Source organism: uncultured Bifidobacterium sp. (assembly GCF_949292005.1).
Lineage (GTDB): Bacteria > Actinomycetota > Actinomycetes > Actinomycetales > Bifidobacteriaceae > Bifidobacterium.
Genome location: NZ_CASEXV010000060.1, coordinates 1 through 18,723, shown reverse-complemented (window position 1 = coordinate 18,723; position 18,723 = coordinate 1). Strand labels below are relative to the sequence as shown.

General features: G+C 60.8%; 17 protein-coding genes. 9 read left to right on the top strand and 8 right to left on the bottom strand.

All coding sequences use genetic code 11. The features are described 5' to 3' along the window. Window positions 1-20 precede the first annotated feature (20 nt). The gene (locus tag Q1X90_RS04400) at window positions 21-857 is read left to right on the top strand and encodes an HAD-IIB family hydrolase (protein ID WP_300766924.1); all 837 of its coding nucleotides are present in this window, start codon (window positions 21-23) and stop codon (window positions 855-857) included. Between the two features lie 63 nt (window positions 858-920). Beyond that, window positions 921-1,661 (top strand): ComF family protein, encoded by a 741-nt coding sequence (locus Q1X90_RS04395; protein WP_300766922.1) that lies wholly within the window; start codon window positions 921-923, stop codon window positions 1,659-1,661. Window positions 1,662-1,678: 17 nt separating this feature from the next. On the opposite strand, the gene Q1X90_RS04390 is transcribed toward Q1X90_RS04395, so the two are convergent. The 5 genes from Q1X90_RS04390 to glgB all read right to left on the bottom strand — a co-directional run bounded on the left by Q1X90_RS04390 (window position 1,679) and on the right by glgB (window position 7,825). Then, a complete protein-coding gene (locus Q1X90_RS04390) occupies window positions 1,679-3,025 on the bottom strand; it encodes a Y-family DNA polymerase (protein WP_300766920.1) in 1,347 nt (448 codons plus the stop codon). An 8-nt stretch (window positions 3,026-3,033) separates the two neighbouring features. Then, window positions 3,034-3,561: a translesion error-prone DNA polymerase V autoproteolytic subunit gene (gene umuD / locus Q1X90_RS04385; RefSeq protein WP_300766918.1), complete on the bottom strand. Its 528-nt coding sequence runs from the start codon at window positions 3,559-3,561 to the stop codon at window positions 3,034-3,036. A 109-nt stretch (window positions 3,562-3,670) separates the two neighbouring features. Then, on the bottom strand, window positions 3,671-4,684 hold the full coding sequence (locus tag Q1X90_RS04380; RefSeq protein ID WP_300767018.1) for a HAMP domain-containing sensor histidine kinase: 1,014 nt from the start codon (window positions 4,682-4,684) through the stop codon (window positions 3,671-3,673). A gap of 98 nt (window positions 4,685-4,782) precedes the next feature. Continuing rightward, entirely contained in the window at window positions 4,783-5,526 is a 744-nt protein-coding gene (locus Q1X90_RS04375) for a response regulator transcription factor (RefSeq protein WP_300766916.1), read from the bottom strand. Window positions 5,527-5,539: 13 nt separating this feature from the next. Beyond that, complete coding sequence (gene glgB / locus Q1X90_RS04370) at window positions 5,540-7,825, bottom strand: 1,4-alpha-glucan branching protein GlgB (protein WP_300766914.1); 2,286 nt, start codon at window positions 7,823-7,825, stop codon at window positions 5,540-5,542. Window positions 7,826-7,967: 142 nt separating this feature from the next. Between glgB and Q1X90_RS04365 the strand changes: the two genes are divergently transcribed. Then, on the top strand, window positions 7,968-8,564 hold the full coding sequence (locus Q1X90_RS04365) for a CarD family transcriptional regulator (RefSeq protein ID WP_300766912.1): 597 nt from the start codon (window positions 7,968-7,970) through the stop codon (window positions 8,562-8,564). A 91-nt stretch (window positions 8,565-8,655) separates the two neighbouring features. Further along, complete coding sequence (locus Q1X90_RS04360; protein ID WP_300767016.1) at window positions 8,656-9,120, top strand: 2-C-methyl-D-erythritol 2,4-cyclodiphosphate synthase; 465 nt, start codon at window positions 8,656-8,658, stop codon at window positions 9,118-9,120. Here Q1X90_RS04360 and Q1X90_RS04355 read toward each other — a convergent pair. From Q1X90_RS04355 to Q1X90_RS04345, 3 genes are all read right to left on the bottom strand, one after another. After that, a complete protein-coding gene (locus Q1X90_RS04355; protein ID WP_300766909.1) occupies window positions 9,092-9,937 on the bottom strand; it encodes a metal ABC transporter permease in 846 nt (281 codons plus the stop codon). The two genes, Q1X90_RS04360 and Q1X90_RS04355, sit on opposite strands and share 29 nt — an antisense overlap. Continuing rightward, window positions 9,934-10,809, bottom strand: a complete 876-nt coding sequence (locus tag Q1X90_RS04350; protein ID WP_300766907.1) for an ATP-binding cassette domain-containing protein — start codon at window positions 10,807-10,809, stop codon at window positions 9,934-9,936. The genes Q1X90_RS04355 and Q1X90_RS04350 overlap by 4 nt, the downstream gene beginning before the upstream one ends. Before the next feature lie 123 nt (window positions 10,810-10,932). After that, window positions 10,933-11,925 carry a zinc ABC transporter substrate-binding protein gene (locus Q1X90_RS04345; protein WP_300766905.1) on the bottom strand — a complete coding sequence of 331 codons (993 nt, stop codon included), beginning with the start codon at window positions 11,923-11,925 and terminating at the stop codon, window positions 10,933-10,935. 78 nt (window positions 11,926-12,003) lie between these two features. Between Q1X90_RS04345 and Q1X90_RS04340 the strand changes: the two genes are divergently transcribed. From Q1X90_RS04340 to Q1X90_RS04320, 5 genes are all read left to right on the top strand, one after another. After that, window positions 12,004-12,885, top strand: coding sequence for a bifunctional methylenetetrahydrofolate dehydrogenase/methenyltetrahydrofolate cyclohydrolase (locus Q1X90_RS04340; RefSeq protein WP_300766903.1), 882 nt, complete (start codon window positions 12,004-12,006; stop codon window positions 12,883-12,885). Window positions 12,886-13,096: 211 nt separating this feature from the next. After that, the gene (gene rpsA / locus Q1X90_RS04335; protein ID WP_300766901.1) at window positions 13,097-14,581 is read left to right on the top strand and encodes a 30S ribosomal protein S1; all 1,485 of its coding nucleotides are present in this window, start codon (window positions 13,097-13,099) and stop codon (window positions 14,579-14,581) included. A gap of 163 nt (window positions 14,582-14,744) precedes the next feature. After that, a complete protein-coding gene (coaE, locus tag Q1X90_RS04330; protein WP_366944458.1) occupies window positions 14,745-15,434 on the top strand; it encodes a dephospho-CoA kinase in 690 nt (229 codons plus the stop codon). 54 nt (window positions 15,435-15,488) lie between these two features. After that, window positions 15,489-17,600, top strand: coding sequence for an excinuclease ABC subunit UvrB (gene uvrB, locus Q1X90_RS04325; protein ID WP_300766899.1), 2,112 nt, complete (start codon window positions 15,489-15,491; stop codon window positions 17,598-17,600). A 64-nt stretch (window positions 17,601-17,664) separates the two neighbouring features. Continuing rightward, window positions 17,665-18,642: a TerC family protein gene (locus Q1X90_RS04320; RefSeq protein ID WP_300766897.1), complete on the top strand. Its 978-nt coding sequence runs from the start codon at window positions 17,665-17,667 to the stop codon at window positions 18,640-18,642. The last annotated feature ends 81 nt before the right edge of the window (window positions 18,643-18,723 follow it).

The following is an 18,723-nucleotide window of genomic DNA, read 5'->3' as shown; positions in this document are numbered from 1 at the left end:
GGATGAGGGGGTGCGGAGGCATGGTAGTTGTGCATGATCCCGATGTGTTGTCATCGGGCCGCTGTCCCTGCGTCATCGGAGCCGTCGGATTCGATCTGGACAACACGCTTGCGCGATCGAAGAAGCCAATGGAGCCACGGATGGCTCAACGTCTGGCGCTGCTCTCACAGGCGACCACGGTCGCCGTGGTCACAGGTGGCAGCTTCTCCCTTGTAGCCAGCCAGATCCTTGATGTTCTTCCTCCGTCGGCCGTGCGCTCGTCCATGGTTCTTATGCCGACGAGCGGGACACGATGCTATGGATGGGATGGCCGGCGGTGGTCATGCCGGTATTCTTATGATCTGAGTTCCGAGGACCGCGCGGCGGCCATCGAGTCATTGACGAGGCATGCCAAGGAGCAGGGCGTATGGGAGCCCTGTGTGTGGGGAGAACGCATCGAGGACAGGGGAAGCCAGATAACGTTCTCGGCGTTGGGACAGCACGCGCCGACCGAGTTCAAGGATTCATGGGACCCCGACAACTCACGGAAGAACCGGCTCGCCGATGCCGTGGCCCGCGATCTTCCCCATTTGGAGGTTCGCTCCGGGGGGTCCACCAGTGTGGACGTGTCGGCGAGGGGGATCGACAAGGCCTATGCGATTCGCCGTCTTGCGGATTTGTGCGGAATCGCCGTGGAGGACATCGTCTTCGTGGGGGACCGCATGGATCCGGATGGGAATGATTATCCTGTCGCGGTCGCGGGGGCCTTCGCGATACGGGTCTCGGGGCCGGAGCGGACATTGGGCGTGTGCGACGATCTGTTACGAATCATATCTTCTCGCGCGCTGATTTCCCGTGCGCGTGAGCCGAGGGCATGACGGGTTCGTCCACATCGCGCACTGTTCGCGCTTCCGGACCGTCGATATGGGATTGTGTCTCGCATGAAGGCTTTTCTTGATTGGGCCGTGGCGATTCGCGACGTGCTTTTCGCTCGTGGCTGCGCGGGCTGCGATCGACCTGATGAGGTGCTGTGCCCCGCATGCTCCGGGATGCTCACGCTCGATGGCTCGCGCGCCCTTCCGGGACGTTCCTCCTCGGCATGTCTGTTTTGCGCCGAGTATACGGGCGATGTCCGGCGTGCGATTCTCTCATGGAAGGATCATGGGGACGTGGAATGCAAGTCCGTGTTCGCGGGGGCGATGGGGAAGCGTTTCATCCGATGGTTGTCCTCCTCGGATGAGGGTCTGGCGAGCGGCTCTGGCTGTCGTGTGGTTTTTGTTCCCGTTCCATCCTCTCCCACATCCATCCGACGACGGGGTGGTTGGCATATGGGCTCCTTGTCTGCCGCGCTTGTTGATGTTCTCCATGCGGCAGGCGTCGATGCCGCGACGGTGCCGGCGCTTCGTCTTGGACGTGGGGTGACCCGGTCCGTCGAGTCCAGAGGACTGAGGTCGCGGGTGAGGCGCATCGAGAACGAGCTGGCGGTTGATGAGGCATGCGGATCGGTCTTGCGTGATGAGGTGGGTGCGCATGCGGTGGTGTGTCTTATGGATGACATCATCACAACCGGGGAGACCATGCGGCAGTGCGTGAGGGCTTTGCAGGCCGTGGGGGTCGATGTGGGGGTGGGGTTGGTTCTGGCTCGGACGCCGTCGTCTCGGGATCGGAGACATACGATGTGACGGTTCTCGCGACATCGTCAGGCATGCACGACGAGCATCTCGTTCCAGTGGGTTGTGGCCCGTGGCGAGAGCATGGACCGTCTCATGGCCCAGTCCGGATGTGAGTTGATGGATGTGTCGTGACCGCGAATTCCCGAGCGTCCCAGTCCTATATGGTCGGGGCCGAATCGTGCCGATATCCTGTCCAGCGCTCCTCCGAGAAGAGATCTTTCGTCGATGGGGGCCATCCCGTCGAAAACCTCTTCCGCGGTGTTTCCTATGATGCCGGTGAGCATGACTCCCGCCCTTGTGTACGCCGGATGCCCCGGAATGAGCCTTCCCCTCAAAGCGTCGCGGGCGGCGGCGGCTATGGCGAGCGGACTGTCCGTCGGCTCGCGCAAAGTTCTGGACGCACGCAGCGAGGAGGATTGGGAGTCGGGAGACCGTGCCCGGCCTCTGCAGAACACCGTGATCTGCGAGCATAGGCTGTTTTGGCGGCGTAGTCTGGTCGCGGCGCGCTGGGCGTAGACGGTGACGGCCTCATTGATGTCATCGAGGTCGGTGAGGGGGTGGGAGAACATCTGCGAGCAGAGGATCTGTCCCGTTCTGCGACCAGTGGATGCGTCCGATTCGGCTTCGATGCAGGGGGTGCCCCGGAGCTCGAGAACCGTGCGCTGAACGATGGTTCCATAACGGTGTCGGATCAGAAGCGGGTCCGCATCGCGCAGATCCTTGGCGGTGCGGATTCCCTGGCTTTCGAGATGGGGGACTAGTCTGTGACCGATGCCCCACACATCCCCGACGGGTGTGGCCTCCAGCAGATCGTCGACCGGACAGGTTCCTGCCGGGGGCGATTTCCCCTTCTGCTTCATAAGAGATGCCACGCCATCCAGTTCCGGATGGCGTTTGGCCCAGTGGTTGGCGATTTTCGCCAGGGTTTTCGTGGGGGCTATGCCCATGCTCACCGGTATGCCAAGCCCACGAAGGATCTCATGTCTCATGGCCAGGACCGAGCTGATCGTCCCGTTCACGTCTTGGTGCGAATGAAGAAAGCATTCATCGATGGAATACACCTCCTGTTCGGGAATGTGATGTGCGAGCAGACTCATCATGCGGGCGGAGAGGCTGGCATAGAGCTCATAGTTGGAGCTACGCGCCACCAGGCCGAGCGATTCTGCGTCTCCTCGTAGCTGGAACCAAGGCGTTCCGTTCGCGATGCCCAGCTTTTTGGCCGCGGAGGATCGTGACACCACGCAACCGTCGTTGTTGGACAGCACGACGAGAGCCCGACCGCGTAGGAAAGGGTCGAACACGGTCTCGCATGACGCGTAGAAGTTGTCGGCATCCGCCAGGACTATAATCCCGCCGCCTTGTGACGCACCCATTGACGTCGTCATCGCCCTGTGCTTCCGGACGGCAGAAGATGGTGGTAGCTTCCTGTAACCACACCCCAGATGACGAGGTCCTGTGGCTCACCGACGATGATGTCGTCATACAACGGATTTTCGGGGTGCAGGAGGACACCGCCGCCGTTGACGAGAAGTCTTTTGACAGTGAGCTCGCCATCGAGCGCGGCGATGACCACATCACCGGACTCGGGATCCAGTCCCCGATCGACTATGAGCAGGTCTCCATCCCAGATTCCCGCGTCCTGCATGGAATCTCCCGTGACGCTGACGATGAAGGTCGTCTCGGGGTGGGGAATGACATGGTCATCAAGACTGAAATCGGCGACCATATAGTCCTGTGCCACTGAGGGGAAACCCGCGTGGACGGATTCAAGGGCGGCGCTAAGACGGGGGCCGTGTGCCGTCACGCGGCGCGCGGGAAGAACCACCCGGCAGGCGGCGTGACGCTCAGTCGAGCATGCTTCCGCGTGCGGTCGGACGGATGGAGTGGCATGGTGGCGTGTCTGAATCATTCTTCTCCTCTTCATGAACATTCGAACATATGTTCGATTATATGGAGGAAGGGGGACCTGACGACGACACGCAGACCGCCATGTGGTTGGGCGCGAGGACGGCCCGGGCTCAGTCCACCTCGTCGTCCCGATCGCGTCCGGTCGAGGTGTGCAGGCGGGGGAGGCTGATTTCGAAGTCGGCGCCGCGGGGGTCGTCGACGACTCTGACGGTTCCTCCATGGAGCTGGGCCGCCCACCGGGCGATGGACAGTCCCAGACCGGTTCCACCGGACTCGGTTCCGGGTGCGCCCCGGCCTTTCACGAAGCGGCGGAATATGTCGGAGCGTGCCTCGACCGGAATCTGTGATCCGTAGTTCACGACATTGGTGACGATGTTTCCGGTGGAGTCGTCCTCTCGCACGGTGATCAGGACGGTGGAGCCGTCGGGGGAATGCTTGAGCGCGTTCGCGATGATGTTGGTGAACAACTGCCGGAGGCGATCCTGATCACCCTCCATCGTGAGATCGTCGGGGATCTGTCGCTTGATGATGTGGGCATGTCCGGAATCGGCAATTTCCAACGGCTCTATGGTGTCGTCGATGAAATCCGCCATGTTGAAGCGCTCGATCTCCAGACTGGCCGCCCCCGCCTCCATTCGAGACAGGTCGAGAAGGAAGGCGATCAGATCGGAAAGTCGATGCGTCTGATTGAGAATGCTGTCGAGTGTGGCTGGGGTGGGGTCGACCACGCCGTCGGCGAGATTCTCCAACATGGCCTGAAGAGCAGATACCGGGGTGCGGAGCTCATGGCTGACGTTCGCGACCATGTCGGCCCGCATCTGATCGGCGTGTTGAAGCTCCTCCGCCATGTCGTTAAAGGATCGCGCCAGCTGCCCGACTTCGTCATTGCTCGTCGCGCCCGTTCGCACCCGGACGCTGTAGTCCCCGTCCGCCATGGCCTCCGCGGCGTCGCGCATCTGACGCAACGGAACGGTCAATCCTCGTGAGAAGACGTAGGCGATGCCCAATGAGACGGCAAGCGTCAGCGGCATGGCAATCCAGCCGCTCCACCCGACTTTGAGCAGGAACCAGGCCATGATGAAAGCGATGGTCGTGGAGATCACGATGATCGCTCCCAACTCCATCTTCAGTGAGGAGAAAAAACCGATGGGACGATCCGAGTCTATGTGCTGTGAGGATGGACGTGGTGACAGACGTGTCGGCAGACGTGGATGCCTGCGCATCAGACGGTCTCCGCTGGCGTGTCTCCGTCCTCGGGGGGTTCGAAGGCGTACCCCACGCCGTGAGCCGTGCGAATCGTGTCGGATCCCAGCTTGTGGCGAAGCGCCTTGACATGGGAGTCGACAGTGCGCGTTCCGGATGCGTCCGGCCAGTCCCAGACCTCCTCAAGAAGGCGCTCGCGTTTGAGGACGGCCCGTGGATGCCGTGCCAAAGTGGCCAGAAGGTCGAATTCGGTGGGCGTCAGATGGATCTCCTCGCCGTCGCGTGTGACGATGCGTTGACGTGGGTCGATGACAAGCGAGCCGAAGTCGAGTATCTTCTCGTTCTCCATGTTCTTCGCGATGGTGGCTGCACGCTCCACGCGGCGGAACAGCGCCTCGCACCGGGCTATGAGCTCGCGGGGAGAGAAGGGCTTGGTCATATAGTCGTCCGCTCCCGCGCCGAGGCCCAGGACCTTGTCGGCCTCGGCGTCGCGGGCTGTGAGCATAAGCACGGGAACGGGCCGCTCCGCCACGATTCTTTTCGTCGCCTCGATTCCATCCATGACGGGAAGCATGATGTCCATGATCACAAGATCAGGCTTGAGCTGCGATGCCGCACGCACAGCGCTGGCACCGTCGGAGGCCACTCGGGCCGTCCATCCTTTGGCGCTGATGCGCTGGGCGATGGCGGTGGCCAAATCGGGCTCGTCCTCCACCACAAGAATCGTTCGAGGGGCATGGGCCTGTGCCGATGCGTTGAGCATACGAATCCGCCTTTCAGTTCGTCGGCTTCAAGAATACCGCCCCCAAAGCCGGAATGGTGAGCGTCGCCGACCAATCGCGGGAATGGAACTCGCCCTCACGCGCGGTGAATGTTCCGTTGTGGATTCCCGATCCGCCGTATTTCTCGTCGTCCGTCGTGAGAACTTCTGTCCATGGCCCGGGTGCGGTGAGCGGGACCCGATAGTTCTGCCAAGCCTCTCCGGAGAAGTTGATCACGACGATCATCTGACTGCCATCATCGCCCATGCGAACGAAGCTCAAGGCGTTGTGGTCCGCGTCGTCGCTGGTCAGCCATTGGAAGCCGGCGGGGTCGAAATCCTGGCTCCAGAGGGCGGGGTTGGATCGGTACAGTCTGTTCAGATCCGCGACCAGCGCCCGCACCTGATCATGTCGAGGGTCCTCAAGGCACGACCAATCGAGCGATGCGTCGTGGTTCCATTCCCCATCCTGCGCTATCTCGTTGCCCATGAACGTGAGCTTCTTGCCGGGATGGGCCCATTGGTAGGCGAACAGCGCGCGAACCCCAGCGAATCTCTGCCAGTCGTTGCCGGGCATCTTGTTGAGGACCGACCCCTTGCCATAGACGACTTCGTCATGGCTGATGGGAAGGACGTAGTGCTCCGAATAGGCGTAGACGAGGGAGAAGGTGATCTCGTTGTGGTGCCAATGGCGGTTGATCGGGTCCTCGTGGAGATACTGCAGGGTGTCGTGCATCCACCCCATGTTCCATTTGAGTCCGAATCCCAGCCCACCCACGCTTGTGGGGGCGGTGACCCCCGGGTAGGCGGTGGATTCCTCCGCGATCATCATGATTCCGGGATTGTTTTTATACGCGGTGGCGTTGGCCTCTTTGATGAAGTCGATCGCTTCGAGGTTGTCGCGGCCGCCGTGGATGTTCGGACGCCATTGCCCGGGCTTGCGGCTGTAGTCGAGGTACAGCATCGATGAGACGGCATCGACCCGCAGCGCGTCGACATGGTATTCGTCGAGCCAGAAGCAGGCGTTGGCGACGAGGAAGTTGCGCACTTCCCGACGTCCGAAGTTGAAGACGTAGGTTCCCCAATCGGGGTGCTCTCCACGCAGCGGGTCCGGATCCTCATACAGGGGAGTGCCATCGAATCTACTCAGGGCGAACTCGTCTTTGGGGAAGTGGGCGGGAACCCAATCCATGATCACGCCGATTGAGGCCTCATGCAGCTTGTCCACCAGATATTTGAAATCATCGGGTCCGCCAAGACGGGAATCGATCGCATAGTAGCCGGTGACCTGATATCCCCATGATCCTGAGAAGGGGTGTTCGGCCAGCGGCATGAACTCCACGTGGGTGAATCCCTCGTCCCTGACATAGTCGACCAGCTTGTCGGCGAGCTCGCGGTACGTTCCGACGTCCGACCGCCAGCTTCCCGCATGGACCTCATAGATGCTGATGGGTTGTGTGTGCGGATCGGATTCGGCCCGTCGCGCCAGCCAGTCGCGGTCATGCCATTCATACCGTGAATCGACGATGATGGAGGCCGTCTTCGGTGGTATCTCATGGGATCTCTCCATCGGGTCGGCCTTCATGATCCAGGAGCCGTTGGCGTCGAGTATCTGGTATTTGTACGCCTGCCCCGCGTGGGCTCCGGGTACGAACAGCTCCCAGATGCCGGAGCTTCCCAGTGAGCGCATGGCGTGCCGCCGCCCATCCCAGGAGTTCATGTCTCCCACGACGCGAACGGCGTGGGCATTGGGTGCCCATACGCTGAAGGCTGTTCCGAGAACCTGTTCCCCGGGTTCTCCCGTGGCCGATCCGAGCGGGTCGTCGAATCGCATCACACGGGCGCCCAAAGCCTCCCAAAGCCTTTCATGGCGTCCTTCGCCGAAAAGGTAGACGTCCAGATCCCCCAACGTGGGGAGATAGCGGTAGGGGTCATCCTCGACCACGGTCTGTCCGGAGGGGTATGTGGCCTCCACCCGGTAGTCGGGGACGCTCCACTCGTGCCCTGAGCGCAGGGATGGAACAAGCGCGACGAACACGCCGTTATGCTCATGTGATGCCGGATAGCTTCCGGCGGGTGTGATGATGCGCACCTTTGTGGCCAAAGATCTCAGCACGCGGATGGTGGTGTAACGGCCCTCCTTCTCGTCTTGCGTGAGGTGTCCGCCCAGGACCGAGTGGGGGGCGTAATACGTGCCGTTGCTCACCGAGTCCAGGACATCGTCGTCCACGGGTATGATCGCTGAGTCGTTCAGTGCGGGCGCAGCGACGTGATCGTCTTTGATTGTCGTTTTTCCAGCCATGTCACCAGCATAGGCCCAACATGACGTGAATCGGGTTTGTGTCTCGATAAAACGCTACGTATCCTGATTCCATTCGTCTGTGGGCGGCGGTCCCCACCTGATGGCACAATGAATCGAGTTCATTATCTGTGACGGAGGATTCATGGGGTATAAGGTCGGAGACATGGTCGTCTATCCGAGGCATGGCGCCGCGAGGGTCGAGGCCATCACGGAACGTACGGTCAAGGGGACGACCCGCGAGTATCTGGAGTTGTCCGTTCTGTCGTCGGACGGACTGGTCATCAACGTGCCTGTCGACAATGCCGCCAAGGTGGGCGTGAGGGATATCGTCGGCGCCGCCGAGGTCGCCAAGGTGTTCGACATTCTTCGCACTCCCGTCGTCGAGAAGGAGATGAACTGGTCCCGCCGATACAAGCTCAATGTCGAGAAGATCGCCACCGGAGACGTGAACAAGATCGCCGAGGTCGTTCGTGACCTCTCCCAACGTGACGTTGATGAGCATGGTTTGTCGGCTGGCGAGAAGCGTATGCTCACAAGGGCACGGAGCATTCTGTCCTCCGAAATCGCGTTGTCCGAAGGCATCGACGAGGAGGAGACCCAGCGCCTTCTTGATGTCAATCTGGGGTATGCCGACCCGTTGCCTGGGGATGATAGGCACTACACGAAATCCCCCGAGGAGCCCGCGTCCCAGACTTTGGCGCGTCTCGACAAGCAGTCTCCGAAGTCCAAGAAGAAGTGAGATGACCGGGGCCACTCCGGGCGTGCCCCCGTCGAGTGGAGGAGCCGAGGAGGATTTCGGGACCTTTCCTCCGGGGGGAGTCCGCACAGGAATGGGGTTCGATGCGCATCGCTTCGCGGATAGCGGCTCGGACCGCCCTTGCGCTCTGGCCTGTCTGCAATGGCCGGGTGTGGGTCTTGAAGGCGACTCGGATGGTGATGTGGTGGCTCACGCGGTGGTCGATGCCGTGCTGTCGGCGGCGTTGATCGGTGACATCGGTTCTCTTGTGGGTGTGGGCAAGGGATCGTTGGGGTCGGGGGCTTCGGGATCCGATATATTGAGGCGGTGCGTTGACGCGGTATCGTCCCGTGGGTTGCGCATAGAATCCGTCTCCGCAGTCATAATCGGGAACCGACCGAAGGTGGGACCAAGACGTGTGGAGGCTCAGACCGCCATGTCCCAAGCGGTGGGATGCCCGGTCTCCCTGACCGCCACCACAACCGATGCGATGGGGTTCACGGGACGTGGTGAGGGAGTGGCTGCCATGGCTACCGCCGTTGTGCGCGACATGCGTTGAGCGAGTGGACGGCGTGGACTCCCGCCCAGATGAGGGTGGACAGCGTCACGATCACGAAGCTTGGAGGCGCCGGGAACATGGTGGATATCGTCAGACCTCCCCATATCGACAGCAGGCACAGCATCCCGGACATGCCCATCGCGGCGACCGGCGATGACGTGATCATCATGGATGTCGCAGCGGGTGTGACGACCAGGGCGAAGACCAGAAGTGTTCCGACCGCTGGAACGGATATGGTGATGACTCCGGCCATGATGGCCATGAAGGCGATGTTCATGGCCATGATGGGGACGCCCCTCGCCGCGGCCACCTGATCGTCCAGAGAACTGAACAGCAGCGGATGGAAGATGATAGAGACCACGATGAGAAGCAGCGCGTCGAAAAGCGCGAACCCGATGATCTGGTTGGTCGTTATCGTCAGGATCGAACCGAAGAGGATGGCCTGCATCTGCTGGGACGCGGATGTGGACATCCGGGCGAAGAACAGCCCCAGTCCGGTTGCGAACGCCAGAACAGTTCCGGTGGCGATCTCGCGCTGGGATGCCTTCTTCCCCAGCGCTCCTATTGTGAGAGCTCCGAGAAGTGCGAAAACACCCATCCCCGCCCATACGGGGACGCCGATCAGAACCGCTCCGGTGGCGCCGGGCAGACCGATATGGGCCAGTGCGTGAGCGGCGAAGGTGGAATGCCTGGCTATGACGAAGTATCCCATGACTCCCGCGGCGATGGAGATGCAGATTCCCGCGAGGAAGGCGTTGAGCATGAAGGGGGACGATAGTGTCTCCATCCACGCGGGGTCGAATGTCAGAGATGTCATGCCAGTCCCTTTCCGTTTCTCGCGGTGCTCATGCCGCCGTCGCGTGCGTCGCCCGCTGTTGTTTTCGCAGGAAGCTCTGTCCGTTGCCGGGTGCTCCCGTCATGCCGCGGAGTGATGAACATGTCGCCCTGGGGGGTTCTGACCACCGCTATCGATGTGCCATAGAGGTGCGTCAGAAGTGCGGGGTCGAGAACCGTTCCTATCGGAGCGTAATGGGGGTGTCCATCGAGAAGGTAGACGGCTCCGGTGAGGATCGGCAGCAGCATGTTGAGATCGTGGGCGACGAGATGGATAGTCATGCCCAACTCGCGGTTGAGTCGAGCCAGAACGTCGACGACCTCGCGTTGGCTGGCGGGATCCAGGTTGGCGAGGGGCTCGTCCAGCAGTAGGAGATCGGGGTCCGACGCCAACGCCTGTGCGATGGCCACGCGCTGGCGTTGTCCTCCGGAGAGATCGCTCAGCCGCTCGTTGGCCCTGTCGGCGATTCCCACAAATTCGAGGGCCTTAGTGGCGTGGAGCCTTTGCTTCCGGCTGGCCCTGTGCCATCCGAAGGTCTCGCCAGTCATGCCCAGCAGAACCGACTGCAGACTGGTGAGGGGGGAGTCGCTGTTCGACGCGTAGTTCTGAGGGACGTAGCCGATGCGTCGGTTTTGGGCACCGGGCTTGTCTCCCAGTATCCGAGTGGTGCCTGAGCTGAGGGGGACGAGACCAAGTTCGGTTTTGAGCATGGTTGTTTTCCCGGTGCCGTTCGTGCCAACGATCGCTGTGACGGATCCCGACGGGATGGCAAAGCTGCCGTGGCTCCATATGGTGGTTCCCGACAGTGTGACTGATGCGTCATGGAATTCGATCGCGTTGGCCTGCGTGGGCATGGATTGGTCTGTGGTGTTCACGAGGGTAAGTATCGCAGATGCTTATGACAATCATTATCATTAGTGATTCGCCGCATCCAGTCCGTTCCATTGACGCGGGGACGCGGATTCCTCGGATGATGGCTACGCGCCAGATGAGCTTGTCGTTGCGGTGCTCGAGGGGCTGGCGTCGTCGCCGAGGGCCGTCGAGATGGTCGTCACCACATCCGAAATCCATTTCAGTAGGTCGTCGTCACCGTCAGGCATCTTCTCCGACACCGACACTATGGGAATGGATCGTGCTTTGGCCGCGGCCGAAAGAATCTTCGCGACGGAGCTCTGTTCGTCCGCGTTGGTGACGAGCAGATCGATCCGGGAGTTGGTGATGAGCGAGGTGAACTCCTTGATGTCGCTGGCCGACGGCTCGGATTCGGAGGAGGTCGCCTTCGAGTATCCGTCGGGCGTGGAGTCGTCGAATCCCAGATCGGACATCAGATAATAGGCGATGGCGTCCGTGGCGGCGTACCGCGTCCCGTCATGGTTCTTCGCGAGTTTGGAGATCGTCTTGTCCAGTGACGACTCCTTATCCAGCCAGGTCGCCAGTCTAGCCGCGAACGATGAGGATTTTGAGGGCATGGCCTTGGCGAGGGCCTCTTCGATCTCCTTGGCCATGGATTTCCTGACGTCACGGGAGAACCACAGATGGGGATTGTCTCCGTCCATCGCGCCGACGGTCTGGGCGGCCGAGACGATGGTGGCGGATGAGGATGCGCTTTTCGTCGCCCATGAGTCGTAGCCGGCGCCGTTGACGATCACGAGATCAGCGGCGCGGATGGTTGACACGTTCTTGGTGGTGGGCTCGAAATCATGTGGATTGGTCGTGGAGGATGAGACTATGGATGTGACCGTGATGTCGTCACCGGCGATGTACGACGCCAGGGATCCCCATTGAGGCAGCGACGACACGACGGTCACATCGTCCGAATCCGATGTGGTGGATTCCGCCGGGGACGAGGTCCGGGTGAAAGAGCATGACGCCATCGCCACCATCGTCGCCAATGCCAATGCCGCGGACGCGACTTGCTGTGCGAAGCGTCTCATGCCGAAAATCCTCTCCTCGTGCTTCAGGGTTGTCACGGCGCGAACCCTTAGTGACCTCCCCCCACGATAGCCTAAGGGGACGCACATTGAGTCGAGGTGAATGCGGGGGAGCACATGCCCATCAGGATGGACGGCAATGCAGTGGCCGCGGAGGTCAAAAAGGATTTAGCGGGTCGCGTCCGATCGCTTACGGAGCAGGGAGTCGTTCCGGGTCTGGGAACGATTCTCGTCGGCGAGGATCCGGGCTCCGTCCGTTATGTGGCGGGCAAGCACACGGACTGCTCTGAGGTCGGCATCCGCTCCATTCGTGTGGACCTTCCCGTCGATGCGACGCAGGGGGATGTTATCGGGGCTGTTCGCGCGTTGAACGAGGATCCGCAATGCACGGGTTTCATCGTGCAGCTTCCGCTGCCCGCGGGAATCGATGAGACGGCCGTGGTGGACGCGATCGATCCGGCAAAGGACGCCGATGGGATGCACCCATACAATCTTGGGCAGCTGGTGGCACACGTCTCGGGGAAGATAGCCACGCCGCTGCCATGCACCCCGCGTGCCGTACTGGCGCTGTTGAACGCCTATGGCGTCGATGTGGCAGGCAGTGAGGTGTGCGTGGTGGGGCGAGGCATCACCATAGGGCGGACGATGGGACTTATGCTCACCCGTCGTGGCGTCGATGCGACCGTCACCCAATGCCATACTCGGACGCACGACCTGAGGGCTCATCTGCGGCGTGCCGATGTCATCATCGCGGCGGCGGGACGGGCCGGAATTGTTGGCATCGATGATGTGTCCGACGGAGCAGTGCTCGTGGACGTCGGGGTGTCACGTGTGTACGATGCGGCAGCGGGACGGTATCGCATCGTGGGCGATGTGGACCCTCTGTGTCGTGAACGGAGCCGGGCGTATTCGCCCAATCCCGGCGGTGTGGGGCCCATGACCAGAGCCATGCTTTTGCAGAACGTCGTGGAGATGGCAGAACGGTCTGCGACGGTCTGATATCAGAAATCCGCGTCGCACATGCTCGTCGCGGCGCCCCCGGTGCGGGGCCTTCTGCGCGCGCTGCGGCGCATTTCGCGACACGCCTACGAAGTCATGCTGTCCGTTGTGTAGGGGAGCCGTTATCATAGACCTCGTATGTGCCCGAGAGGGTGCGGAATAATTTAACATCGACAACAATCCATCAATTATCTCACAGAAACCACAATTAATGGCAGAGAACAATAGCGGAGTCACCAAGGTCGCGATCAACGATATCGGCACCGAAGAGGACTTCATCAAGGCAGTTGATTCCAGTATCAAGAATTTCGATGACGGCGATTTGGTCGAGGGAACAGTCGTTCGCGTCGATAGGGACGAGGTCCTGCTGGATATCGGCTACAAGACCGAGGGTGTCATCCCCTCCCGCGAGCTTTCCATCAAGAAGGATGTCGATCCCGATGACGTCGTCGAGGTGGGCGACACCGTCGAGGCGCTTGTCGTCACCAAGGAGGACAAGGAAGGCCGTCTGATCCTGTCGAAGAAGCGTGCCCAGTACGAGCGTGCCTGGGGCGACATCGAGAAGATCAAGGCCGATGACGGCGTTGTCGAGGGAACAGTTATCGAGGCTGTCAAGGGTGGCCTTATCGTCGATATCGGCCTGCGCGGCTTCCTGCCTGCGTCCTTGGTCGAGATGCGCCGCGTCCGTGACCTGTCTCCGTACATCGGTCAGAAGATCAAAGCCAAGATTCTTGAGCTCGACAAGAACCGCAACAATGTGGTTCTGTCTCGCCGTCAGTATCTGGAGGAGACGCAGTCCGAGGTTCGTGAGACCTTCCTCAGCCAGCTCAAGAAAGGCCAGATCCGTGAGGGTGTGGTGTCCTCCATCGTCAACTTCGGCGCGTTCGTCGATCTCGGCGGCGTTGACGGACTCATCCATGTCTCCGAGCTGTCCTGGAAGCACATCGACCATCCGTCGGAGGTCGTCAAGGTCGGCGACAAGGTCACCGTTGAAGTTCTTGAGGTTGACATGGACCGTGAGCGCATCTCGCTGTCGCTCAAGGCCACCCAGGAGGATCCGTGGCAGCGCTTCGCGCGCACTCACGTCCCCGGACAGATCGTCAAGGGCAAGGTCACCAAGATCGTGCAGTTCGGTGTGTTCGTCTCCGTCGAGGACGGAATCGAGGGCCTGGTGCACATCTCCGAGCTCGCCAACCGTCACGTGGACAATCCCGAGACCGTCGTCAAGCCGGGCGAGGAGATCTTCGTCAAGGTCATCGATGTGGATCTTGATCGTCGGCGCATCTCGCTCTCGCTCAAGCAGGCCAATGACTCCGTGGATCCATCCTCCGAGGACTTCGATCCCGCGCTCTACGGCATGCCCGCCGAGTACGATGAGAACGGCAACTACAAGTACCCCGAGGGCTTCGACCCCACCACCAACGAGTGGATCGCGGGCTACGAGAAGCAGCGCGAGGAGTGGGAGTCGCAGTACGCCACAGCCCACGACCTGTGGGAGGAGCACAAGGCCTTCGTCTCCAAGGAAATCGAGAACGCAGAAGCCTCCGCGGCTGAGGATGGACAGGGATCCGAGCAGGAGGCCCCCAAGGCCGAGGCCGCGTCGAACTATTCGTCCGATGCGTCCACCAGCGGCACCCTCGCCGATTCCGATCAGCTTGCCGCTCTTCGTGAGCAGCTGCTAAGTGAGAAGAAGTGAGATGACCCGTATCGTGTGATGCGGCTTCATTGACGTGTCATGCAGGAGTCTGATGGCCCGTTCCGTAATGCGCGGAACGGGCCATATCATATCTGTGGATGGCATATGTGCGGCATATCTATCACAGGCCCCACTGCGAGGAGGCTGGATTCGCGATGAGTGGATGGACAGAGACGAGCTGGATGGACAGCAGGATGAGGCGGATAAGCGGATGGATGGGGATATGATGCGAATCGCACTGACCGGCGGCATCGCGGCGGGCAAGACGACGGTCGCCCGCAGATTCGTCGAGAATGGCGTTCCCGTCATCGATTATGATCTTCTCGCGCGGCGGGTCGTCGAGCCTGAGAGCGATGCTTTGCGCGAGATAGTCGAACGATTCGGACCTCATTCGGTCACGACATCCGGTCAGTTGGATCGCAGGTGGATCGCGGATCAGGTGTTCGGGCCGGGCTCCGATCCTCACGCGCGGCGGGATCTGGACTTGATCGTTCACCCACGGGTCTTCACTAGGGCTCGTCATGAGGAATCGGCGTTGGGTAAGGGGCTGTCCTGCGTCGTGCATGATGTCCCACTGCTTGCCGAGGTGCGCGAGTCCATACCATTCCACTTCGACCATGTCGTGTCCGTGGAGGCTCCCGAGGATGTGCGTGTGTCCCGGATGATGACGACGCGGGGCATGAGCGAGTCGCAGGCGAGGGGCCGGATCGCAGGACAACCCTCCCGTGAGGAGCGTCTGAGGATGGCCGATATCGTCATTGATGCGACCCAACCCATAAGCGTCATGATGCTCCGGGTCGATTCGCTTGCCGCGCAATGGAAGGCTCAGGAGGCCGCACGGCATACTGTATGACTGATATGGCCAGGGACAGGATGGGGCGCATACAGGACGGGAGCGCATAAGACAATGGGATTCACCATCGAGAGAAGCGACAAGCCCTTCGTCGTCAAGTCGCCATACAAGCCATCGGGGGACCAGCCCAAAGCGATCGACGAGCTTGCCACGCGCATCAGCAACGGCGAGAACGATGTGGTCCTCATGGGTGCGACGGGAACGGGGAAAACCGCCACGACCGCGTGGCTGATCGAGCGGCTTCAACGCCCCACGCTCATCCTCGAACCGAACAAAACCCTTGCCGCCCAGCTGTGCGCCGAGTTCCGCGAGCTCATGCCGGACAACGCCGTGAGCTATTTCGTGTCCTATTACGACTACTACCAGCCCGAGGCATACATTCCCCAGACGGACACCTTCATCGAGAAGGACTCGAACATCAACGACGATGTGGAAAGACTGCGCCACGCAGCCACGGCGAATCTCCTCACGCGCCGCGATTGCGTCGTTGTGGCCACGGTCTCGTGCATCTATGGTCTGGGAACCCCCGAGGAATACGCGGGACGCATGCTGTTCCTGAAAGAGGGGCAGCAGATGGATCGCGATAGGCTGCTGCGGCTGTTCGTGTCCATGCAGTACAAACGCAACGACATCGCCTTCACGCGTGGGACCTTCCGCGTCAGGGGGGACACCGTAGAGATTATTCCCGTGTACGAGGAGTTGGCCATCCGCATCGAGTTCTTCGGCGATGAGATCGATCGCATATCGACGCTGCATCCGTTGACGGGCGACGTCATAGCGCACGAGTCCGAGGTCCACATCTTTCCGGCCTCGCACTACATCGCGGGTCCCGAACGCATGGCCAAGGCCATCTTGTCCATTCAGGCGGAGCTGGATTCCCGGGTCGCCGAGTTGCGGCAGCAGGGCAAGGAGCTTGAGGCCCAGCGCCTGACCATGCGCACGACCTACGATCTGGAGATGCTGTCGCAGGTGGGCGTGTGCTCGGGCATCGAGAACTATTCGCGGCACTTCGATGGAAGGGAACCGGGGACCCCGCCACATACGCTTCTGGATTTCTTCCCCGACGATTTTCTGCTGGTCATTGACGAATCCCATGTCACCGTTCCCCAGATAGGCGCGATGTACGAGGGTGACGCCAGCCGCAAGCGCACCCTTGTCGAGCACGGCTTCCGTCTTCCCTCCGCAATGGACAATCGACCTTTGAAATGGCCTGAATTCCTCGAGCGGGTCGGCCAGACCGTGTATCTGTCGGCGACGCCCGGCGACTACGAGATGGGATTGTCGGATGGCGTCGTCGAGCAGATCATCCGTCCCACGGGACTGGTGGATCCCCGCATCGATGTCCGACCTGTGGAAGGTCAGGTCGACGACCTTCTCGCGGAGATACGCGACCGCGTGGCCCGCAACGAGCGTGCGCTGGTGACCACTTTGACCAAGAAAATGGCCGAGGACCTCACGGACTACCTTCTCGACAAGGGCATCAAGGTCGAGTACCTGCATTCGGATGTCGACACCCTGCGCCGTGTGGAGCTTCTGCGTGAGCTACGTGAGGGGAAGATCGACGTGATCGTGGGCATCAACCTTCTTCGTGAGGGTCTCGATCTTCCTGAGGTGTCTCTGGTGGCGATCCTCGATGCCGACAAGGAGGGGTTCCTGCGGTCGTACCGTTCCCTCATCCAGACGATCGGACGTGCCGCGAGAAACGTGTCGGGAACGGTCATCATGTACGCGGACCACACGACCGACGCGATGCGCAAGGCCATCGACGAGACGAACCGTCGACGTGACCTGCAGATCGCCTACAACCATGAGCACCACATCGACCCGCAACCTCTGATCAAGAAGATCAGCGACGTCAACGACATGCTGGCGAAGGAGGACGTGGACACCGAGACGTTGCTCGCCGGCGGATATCGCAACGCGGGCAAGGCCGGGAACACCCATCTGGGCGTTCCCCGTCTCGACGAGGGGGAGGCCCAGCGCAGGCATGAGGAGATTCTCAAGGCAGGTCTGCCCGCTCAGGATCTGGCCGGCATCATCCGCGACCTCAGCGAGCAGATGCATACGGCTGCAGAGCAGTTGCAGTTCGAGCTTGCCGCCCGTTTGCGCGATGAGATCAAGGATCTGAAGAAGGAGTTGCGCCAGATCACCGACGCTCAGCGCTGATATCGCCGCGAATCCTACCGTTGCGGCCGGCCGACGGTCACTGCCTCTCCCTATGCTGGTGGGCATGTCGGAAACCCCTATCGCCTTTATGGTGGCGACCTTCATCGTCCTCGCGGCGTTCTTCGTCGTCGACATCTTCGTCATCGGCCGCCGGCCCCATGTGCCGTCTACCAAGGAGTGCGTCAGACACATAGTCTTCTTCGTCGCGATGGCTCTGGTGTTTGGCGCTTTGATATGGCTGGTGTCCGGTTCGAAGCCGGCGGTGGAGTTCTATTCGGGCTGGTTGACGGAGTACTCGCTGAGCATCGACAATCTATTCGTGTTCGTCATCATCATGTCCAACTTCGCGGTTCCCAAGGTCCTGCAGCGCTATGTTCTGAGCATCGGCATCGCGGTGGCATTGGTTCTCCGCGGGATATTCATCCTGATAGGCTCGGCGATCATCACGCGCTTCACGTGGGTGTTCTTCCTTTTCGGCGCCTTCCTCATCGTCACTGCCATCAAGCTGGTCTCCGGACACGACGAGGATGAGGAATACCACGAGAACGCTCTGATCAGAACGCTTCGTCGTGTTGTTCCGCTGACGAACGAGTTCGATGGTGAGCGGCTGCGCACAACGCGTGATGGCCGACGTTACTGGACTCCGATGCTCATTGTCTTTCTTGCCATAGGCACCACGGATGTCATGTTTGCCTTCGATTCGATCCCCGCCATATTCGGATTGACCAAGGATCCGTTCATCGTCTTCACGTCCAATGTGTTCGCGCTTCTTGGCCTCCAGCAGCTGTACTTCCTTCTTGGCGCGCTTCTCGACAAGCTTGTGTATCTGCCGCTCGGTCTGTCGGTGGTTCTGGGATTCATCGGAGTCAAGCTCATCATGGAGGCTTTGTCTGGAAACACGCTTCCGTTCATCAATGGAGGACAGCCCGTCGCGTGGGTTCCCGAGATTCCGACGTGGTTGTCGCTTCTGGTCATCGTCTTGGCCATTGGTGGCGCATCGGCGGCCAGCGTGATTGGGATGAGACGGGCGGATCGGCGTTAATTGCGGTGTGATGGCTTCCGGCGCTGATGGGCGCGGGGCCGAGTCGTGTTGTCGTGTACGGATTGTGAGCGCTAACAACAC

Coding starts and splice junctions, on each gene's coding strand:
- Q1X90_RS04320 (WP_300766897.1), top strand. CDS start 17,665: ATGTCGGAAACCCCTATCGCCTTTATGGTGGCGACCTTCATCGTCCTC.
- uvrB (WP_300766899.1), top strand. CDS start 15,489: ATGGGATTCACCATCGAGAGAAGCGACAAGCCCTTCGTCGTCAAGTCG.
- Q1X90_RS04390 (WP_300766920.1), bottom strand. CDS start 3,025: ATGGGTGCGTCACAAGGCGGCGGGATTATAGTCCTGGCGGATGCCGAC.
- Q1X90_RS04360 (WP_300767016.1), top strand. CDS start 8,656: ATGGGGTTCGATGCGCATCGCTTCGCGGATAGCGGCTCGGACCGCCCT.
- umuD (WP_300766918.1), bottom strand. CDS start 3,561: ATGATTCAGACACGCCACCATGCCACTCCATCCGTCCGACCGCACGCG.
- Q1X90_RS04400 (WP_300766924.1), top strand. CDS start 21: ATGGTAGTTGTGCATGATCCCGATGTGTTGTCATCGGGCCGCTGTCCC.
- rpsA (WP_300766901.1), top strand. CDS start 13,097: ATGGCAGAGAACAATAGCGGAGTCACCAAGGTCGCGATCAACGATATC.
- Q1X90_RS04375 (WP_300766916.1), bottom strand. CDS start 5,526: ATGCTCAACGCATCGGCACAGGCCCATGCCCCTCGAACGATTCTTGTG.
- glgB (WP_300766914.1), bottom strand. CDS start 7,825: ATGGCTGGAAAAACGACAATCAAAGACGATCACGTCGCTGCGCCCGCA.
- Q1X90_RS04350 (WP_300766907.1), bottom strand. CDS start 10,809: ATGCCCACGCAGGCCAACGCGATCGAATTCCATGACGCATCAGTCACA.
- Q1X90_RS04355 (WP_300766909.1), bottom strand. CDS start 9,937: ATGACATCTCTGACATTCGACCCCGCGTGGATGGAGACACTATCGTCC.
- Q1X90_RS04395 (WP_300766922.1), top strand. CDS start 921: ATGAAGGCTTTTCTTGATTGGGCCGTGGCGATTCGCGACGTGCTTTTC.
- Q1X90_RS04365 (WP_300766912.1), top strand. CDS start 7,968: ATGGGGTATAAGGTCGGAGACATGGTCGTCTATCCGAGGCATGGCGCC.
- coaE (WP_366944458.1), top strand. CDS start 14,745: ATGGACAGAGACGAGCTGGATGGACAGCAGGATGAGGCGGATAAGCGG.
- Q1X90_RS04380 (WP_300767018.1), bottom strand. CDS start 4,684: ATGGAGTTGGGAGCGATCATCGTGATCTCCACGACCATCGCTTTCATC.
- Q1X90_RS04340 (WP_300766903.1), top strand. CDS start 12,004: ATGCCCATCAGGATGGACGGCAATGCAGTGGCCGCGGAGGTCAAAAAG.